Source organism: Novosphingobium sp. HR1a (assembly GCF_015594425.1).
In the GTDB taxonomy this organism is placed as follows: domain Bacteria; phylum Pseudomonadota; class Alphaproteobacteria; order Sphingomonadales; family Sphingomonadaceae; genus Novosphingobium; species Novosphingobium resinovorum_A.
In genome coordinates this window covers 1-6,124 of record NZ_JABXWS010000054.1, presented here as the reverse complement: position 1 = coordinate 6,124, position 6,124 = coordinate 1, and the positions used below count along the sequence as shown (strand labels likewise).

Sequence of the window (6,124 nt, the reverse complement as noted above, 5' to 3'; positions counted from 1 at the left end):
CTAGCGTTCATGGCATGGACGCGCTGCTTCGTCCCTGTCGGGACGCGGACAGGATCATTCCGCTACACAGGCCGCATTGCCATCATTTCTCGGCAAGTGCGTTTAACACATTGGAAGATCCCGGCCCACGAAGACCTATCCTGCGGCGGGCGTGTCTCGACCGCGTAAACGACCCTGTACCCGACAAACGACATACCAGCGCGACTGATGCTGGCGCTGCTGAAAACCACGATCACCAAACCGACTGCGATCAAGCAATCGTAGACCGAGGAAGGCCGCGCCGGGTTCCCCTTGACCTCTTTGCGATTAAACGACCCTGTCCGAAAAACCGGCACCACCTCTACCTTGATCCGCGCATCGCTCCGTACTACAACAATACCTGTTTTAGGCCGTGGTGGCTATTGTTGGCCTACAGACGCCAAGAGTCGCTGGAAAATTGCTCTGAAGTGCTTCGGGATTGGACCGGTGCAGTAGTTTATGCAGCCGGGGCCGGAGCCCGCAATGATTTTTTGGCCGAACAAATTAGGGGTAGAGGGCTAAAGGCGGCGGTGGGCGTATACCGCTGGTGGTGAAGACTTGGTAATTTCCGACAGTTTTTGATCCAAGGCATTATGAAACGGTTCAAGGTCAAAGGAAACTGAAGCGGTGATCTACGAACCGATGATACGAAAGGGCATGTATTTTGGATCGAGAGTGCGGCGTGGTCTTTACAAGCGGGAATCCGCCAGCAACATCGCTAGCCGCATGACCACTGAGATCGCGGAGATAAAGGGCAAAGTGATAGCGCTCGGTTTGTTCGGATCGGATTGACTTTTTGCTGGCAATGTTGAACCGCTTGCCAAGGATGCCTTTGGCCATACTCCGCGAACTGCGTGTTCCTGTGGGTGACCTGTCAACACCGGTCGCGCGTGCGCACGACCGACGCCGTCGCGCTATGATGTCGGCGATGATGTCCGCCCTGGCGAAACTGGTATCGGTGGGGACAGCGCTCCTCACGGTGCCGCTCGCGCTTCATTACCTTGGCGTCGAGCGCTATGGCATGTGGATGATCTTAAGCTCGCTGGTCGCGATGCTATCCTTTGCTGATCTTGGTATTGGTAACGGTATCCTGAACACCGTCGCTGCGGCGCATGGCCGAGAGGATCGCACGGCGATGCGCGAGGGTATATCGAGCGGCTTTTTTGTGCTCAGTATGGTAGCGGCGTTAATCTTGCTCGTCTTTGCGCTGTTTTACCGTCACGTCGCGTGGCACGAGTTCTTCAATGTGCGCTCCCTGCGCGCCCGTGCCGAAGCCGGGCCGGCAATTGCGGCGTTTGTCATGTGCTTTGCAGTGGCCATTCCGGCAGGAGTGGTACAACGTGTGCAGATGGGACTGCAGCAAGGGTTTATCGCCAATCTGTGGCAATGCGGAGGCAGCGTTCTTGCCCTCATTGCGGTATTGACAGCTATTTATCTGCGCGCCGGTCTGCCTTGGCTGGTAATCGCTTTCCTCAGTGGTCCGCTCGCGGCTAATATCGTCAACAGTATCGTTTTTTTTTGGGTCCTCCGATCGGACATCCGCCCGAGCTGGGCCATGGCCAACAAGCAGAGCGGATTGAACGTAATCCGCACCGGTCTTCTTTTTCTGCTGCTGCAAGTGGCCGCGGCGATTACCTATAACAGCGACAACGTAATCATCGCTCAGCTGCTGGGTAGCGCAAGCGTGCCGCTTTATGCTGTACCCGAGCGGCTGTTCAGCCTCATCACCATGACTGCGACAATGGCGCTGAGCCCGCTTTGGCCAGCATACCGTGAATCTATTGCCCGCGGGGATGTGGAATGGGCGCGTCGGACTCTCATGAAATCACTCAAAGTTGCGATTGGCTATGCCGCAGTTCTTGCAATCTGCCTAATGATCTTGGGTCCTTGGATCATCCGTCTGTGGGTTGGTGAAGCGGTAAAGCCTCCGATTCTGCTCATCCTCGGGCTTGGGTTATGGAAGATCGTCGAGGCGGGTGGGCTGGCGCTCGGTATGTTCCTAAACGGAGCGCATGTAGTCAAAACTCAGGTCGTGTTTACAGGGCTGACGGCCGTGGTATCTATCACCGCCGAGATCATTCTAGTGAAGCAGATCGGCGTGGCTGGCGCGGTATGGGGTACGTTTTTCGCTTTTTCGCTATTCAGCATTCTTCCTTATGCCCTGCTCACGCCGAAATTGTTGCGGGTCATTGAACGGCAGAACGGAGCAATCAAATGAATCCGTGTGCCATGCTCCTTCGTGGGCTGACAGTGCCCATTGGCGTTTCCCGGAAAATTCTGCGGCAATGGCGGGCAAGCGCGAAACGCCGTCGCTGCATTGCTGATCCGCTTGCCGTTCTGCACGACCCATGTCGCATCAATAATCACCGTGAGCGAGAGGCCATCCAGATCGGAAGGGGAACACATGTTCTGGCCACTTTGCAGACATTGCCGCATGGCGGGGCAATCACCATAGGTCAAGATGCGTATTTGGGTGAGAATAGTTATATCTGGTCATCTCAAAGTATACGCATCGGAGATAGAGTTCTTATTTCTCATGGCGTTAACATTCATGACAATATATCTCACCCCATATCTGCTAAAGCTCGCCACAAACATTTTACCGGAATGGTTTCCGGCGAAGATTTCAGTCAGCTCGAAGGTGTGTCTTCAGCTCCGATCGACATCGGAGATGACGCTTGGATAGGATTTAACGCTACGATCCTGAAGGGCGTCACCATTGGTCGCGGAGCCATTGTGGGCGCTTCTACCTTGGTCACATGTGATGTGCCTGACTGGGTTATCGTCGCAGGCAATCCTGCACGAATCATTGGACAATCCAAAAAATGAGCGGATTGGGTTACGGCATGGACGTTTTGGTTACATGGGGCAGGCGAGCTATCCCCTCCCGCTTGTGGATGGGCATGCGAAGATTTCGCGACGCGACACATTGCAGGGCCGCCAAACGCACCAGCCTCGCACCCGGCAGCCTAGTCGGGAAACATTCGCAGGTACTTGGCTGGCGCTCGGTCAAGTTGGGACGCAATGCCGTGGTCGGTGACGGAGCAGTCCTCAACGTCAACCACCGTGGCCGCAACAGCGTCCAGATCGCCGTTGGCCATTCTAGCTTCGTCGGCGCTCGGTCTTTCTTCAGTCCCGCCGAGTTGATCGAGATCGGCGCATTCGCGCTGGTGGGTATCGACTGCAAGTTTCTGGGCGCAGGCCATCTCTATTCTGACCCGATGAAGCCTTATATCGCCACTGGCACCAGCACCGAAGGACGTATGGTAATTGGAACCAATTGCTGGCTTGGGGTCGGCGTGACTGTGCTCGGTTCCGTAACGATCGGCCATGGCAGCGTCATCGGCGCGAACAGCTTTGTTCGGTCTAACATTCCCCCATTCAGCATCGCTATCGGTGATCCGGCGAGAGTGATTCGCCGGTATGATCCGATCGGACGCGACTGGGTGGCTACTGATCAATTTACCCCCGAAATGGATGCAGCCTTGCCCGATCCGGAATCCTATCTTGCCGCGCTAGAGGCACAGCATCCGAACCTTGCCATCCCCGTCCTTGCCGCCGGACCATCGCAGGGAGATTTACCTTGATTGCTAGTTCGCCATCAACACCTACAAAGTCCGCCCTGGTCACCGGAGCGCATGGATTTATTGGGCGCCATATCGCACTGCAAATGGCGGCAGAAGGTTATCATGTCACTGGCCTCGGTCATGGAGACTGGGTGGGCGATTCGCCATCGGCATGGGGCATCGCTGACTGGCATAACGCTGACGTCGATGGAGATACGTTGGTGGAGCATGGCGGGGTGCCAGACCTCATCGCCCATTGCGCCGGATCCGGCTCGGTCCCGTATTCGCTCGAGCGTCCGCGCGAAGATTTCCGTCGCACGGTCGATGCGACGCTTGCGGTTCTCGACTTCGTGCGGATGCACGTGCCCGACGCGCGTCTCGTGCTGCCGTCAAGCGCCGCGGTCTACGGGCTGGTTGAAGAACTGCCGATCCAAGTTGATGCCCCACGGCGGCCCCTCTCGCCCTATGGCGTCCACAAGAAGATGGCGGAAGATCTTTGCCGCTCCTATGCTACCCATTTCGGTGTGCGGATTGCAATAGTTCGGTTGTTCAGTATCTATGGTCCCGGTCTGCGAAAGCAATTGCTGTGGGATGCCTGCAGTAAGATCATGAACGGTTCTGCTTCCTTTGGTGGGGATGGAACAGAGACTCGTGATTGGCTGCATGTTGAAGATGCTTCTCGGCTCCTATCGGCAGCGGCGGCCGTGGCTTCCACGGATTGCCCAATCTTTAATGGCGGCGTCGGGGAGGCGGTGAGCGTTCGGGCGGTTGTGGACCGACTTGTAGATCGTTTGGGCGGGACGCCGGCAATCTTCACAGGGCATATCCGACTTGGCGATCCGCGCCATTTTGTCGCCGATGTCAGCAGTACACTCTCTCTCGACTGGCGTTCGGAACACGCCCTAGAGGATGGGCTTGACGCTTATGCTGACTGGTTCAGGAGGCAAGCTGCATGATCCGCGTTGGCTTCATTCTCGCCAACAGTGCCAGTTGGACCGGCGGCCTCATATATCTTCGTAATCTGATCGGTGCAGTGATGGAACTGCCCGAACGCAAGATCGAGCCGGTTCTGATAATCGCACCCAATACGCCCGATGCGGATATCGCCGGGTTTGGTGCAATTGAGCTTATTCGCACGAGTTTGGTGGCTGGAAGATTACGGTATAAGATCGCGCGCAAAGCATCTGAGAAGATTTTACGTCGTAATATTCTGCTCGAGAACTTCCTGAAAAGGCATCGCATCGATGTCTTGTCTCATTCAGGTTATCTCGGGATGAATTCTTCTGTTCCCGCAATTGCTTGGCTCCCCGATTTTCAGCATGTCCGCATGCCAGAATTCTTTCAACAGGAAGAAGTGGCAGCTCGCGACAAGGGCTATAGTGCTACGGCGCGGTTTGCGCAGGCTATCCTGCTGTCAAGCGCCGATGCCCAGAAGGATCTTGCCCAGTTTGCACCGGAAGCGCTTGCCAATAGCCGCATCCTGCGCTTCATGGCAGGCATGGTGAAGCCAGACGATAAGCGTGGGCAGAATTTTCTAGTCGAGACTTATGGCATCGATCGACCCTATTTCTACCTCCCCAATCAGTTCTGGCGGCATAAAAACCATGCGTTGGTGATTGATGCACTGGGCATGCTGGCCAAGAGCGGAACTGCACCGTTGGTGGTTTGCAGCGGAAAAACTGAAGACCGGCGCAACCCTGAATATTTCGAGGCGTTGATGCACCATGCACACGAGGTTGGCGCGCGCCCCTATTTCAAGGTGCTGGGCCTTGTACCCTATGAGCACCTTTCAGTGCTCTCGCGGCATTCGGTGGCGATCATTAATCCCTCTCATTTCGAAGGGTGGAGCACCACGGTCGAGGAAGCGAAATCCATGGGCAAGGCGATCCTCCTTTCCGACATTCCGGTCCATCGAGAACAAGCTCCAGAGCGCGCGATTTACGTGGCGAAAGATGATCCCATGGCGATGGCAGAAGCTATGCTCGCGACGCTGGCGGCTTGGTCGCCTGGAGCGGAAGCGGAGGCAAACGCCACGGCAACAGCGGGCTTAAGTGCACGACGCATCGAGTTTGGCCAAACGTATCAGACGATCGTGCTGGAGGTTGCCAAACATCTTGATCGGGATCAGATACTGTGAGCCGCTGCAGTAGAAGTGGCCCGGCTCGTCTGAATAGCCTTTGACGTTTGATAAGTGGATCGTCTGCGCTTCCTCGATGATGGCCGGGTGTGCCTTTCGAACAATGCTGCAGAACGCGCGTTGCGCTGCGTGCCTCTTGGTCGGAAAGCCTGGCTATTCTGCGGCTCGGATCGCGGCGGACAACGCGCTGCCATCGCGTATTCTTTGATCCAGACCTGTCGCCTCAACGACATCGATCCTCAGGCATGGCTAGCCGATGTGCTCGCTCGCATCGCCAATCATCCCATCGCCAGCCTCGACGAATTGCTCCCGTGGAAGTGGCAACTTACGTCCACCTGATTGATGCTGATGCTGCGGCCTTCGGCGTATGGATACGCCGGCGCTATTATGGTCGTGCGGGAAA

The 6,124-nt window shown here is 56.2% G+C and carries 6 protein-coding genes and 1 pseudogene; all 7 read left to right on the top strand.

Annotation, left to right across the window (positions count from 1 at the left end):
• The first annotated feature begins 645 nt into the window (after positions 1–645).
• Positions 646–810, top strand: coding sequence for a hypothetical protein (locus tag HWN72_RS14785; RefSeq protein ID WP_211150549.1), 165 nt, complete (start codon positions 646–648; stop codon positions 808–810).
• 127 nt (positions 811–937) lie between these two features.
• Complete coding sequence (locus HWN72_RS14780; RefSeq protein ID WP_211150548.1) at positions 938–2,236, top strand: lipopolysaccharide biosynthesis protein; 1,299 nt, start codon at positions 938–940, stop codon at positions 2,234–2,236.
• Positions 2,233–2,847, top strand: a complete 615-nt coding sequence (locus tag HWN72_RS14775; protein ID WP_211150547.1) for a DapH/DapD/GlmU-related protein — start codon at positions 2,233–2,235, stop codon at positions 2,845–2,847. Before HWN72_RS14780 ends, HWN72_RS14775 begins: the two co-directional genes overlap by 4 nt.
• 17 nt (positions 2,848–2,864) lie before the next feature.
• Positions 2,865–3,605, top strand: coding sequence for a DapH/DapD/GlmU-related protein (locus HWN72_RS14770; protein WP_211150546.1), 741 nt, complete (start codon positions 2,865–2,867; stop codon positions 3,603–3,605).
• On the top strand, positions 3,602–4,540 hold the full coding sequence (locus HWN72_RS14765; protein WP_211150545.1) for an NAD(P)-dependent oxidoreductase: 939 nt from the start codon (positions 3,602–3,604) through the stop codon (positions 4,538–4,540). The genes HWN72_RS14770 and HWN72_RS14765 overlap by 4 nt, the downstream gene beginning before the upstream one ends.
• Positions 4,537–5,721, top strand: coding sequence for a glycosyltransferase family 1 protein (locus HWN72_RS14760; protein WP_211150544.1), 1,185 nt, complete (start codon positions 4,537–4,539; stop codon positions 5,719–5,721). The genes HWN72_RS14765 and HWN72_RS14760 overlap by 4 nt, the downstream gene beginning before the upstream one ends.
• A gap of 66 nt (positions 5,722–5,787) precedes the next feature.
• Positions 5,788–6,060 (top strand): annotated as a pseudogene (locus HWN72_RS14755) (transposase domain-containing protein); the annotation flags it as partial.
• Positions 6,061–6,124 lie beyond the last annotated feature (64 nt).

What these genes read in the sequence shown, in the direction of transcription:
- HWN72_RS14780 (WP_211150548.1), top strand. Translation starts at nt 938, where the DNA reads ATGTCGGCGATGATGTCCGCCCTGGCGAAACTGGTATCGGTGGGGACA.
- HWN72_RS14775 (WP_211150547.1), top strand. Translation starts at nt 2,233, where the DNA reads ATGAATCCGTGTGCCATGCTCCTTCGTGGGCTGACAGTGCCCATTGGC.
- HWN72_RS14770 (WP_211150546.1), top strand. Translation starts at nt 2,865, where the DNA reads ATGGACGTTTTGGTTACATGGGGCAGGCGAGCTATCCCCTCCCGCTTG.
- HWN72_RS14760 (WP_211150544.1), top strand. Translation starts at nt 4,537, where the DNA reads ATGATCCGCGTTGGCTTCATTCTCGCCAACAGTGCCAGTTGGACCGGC.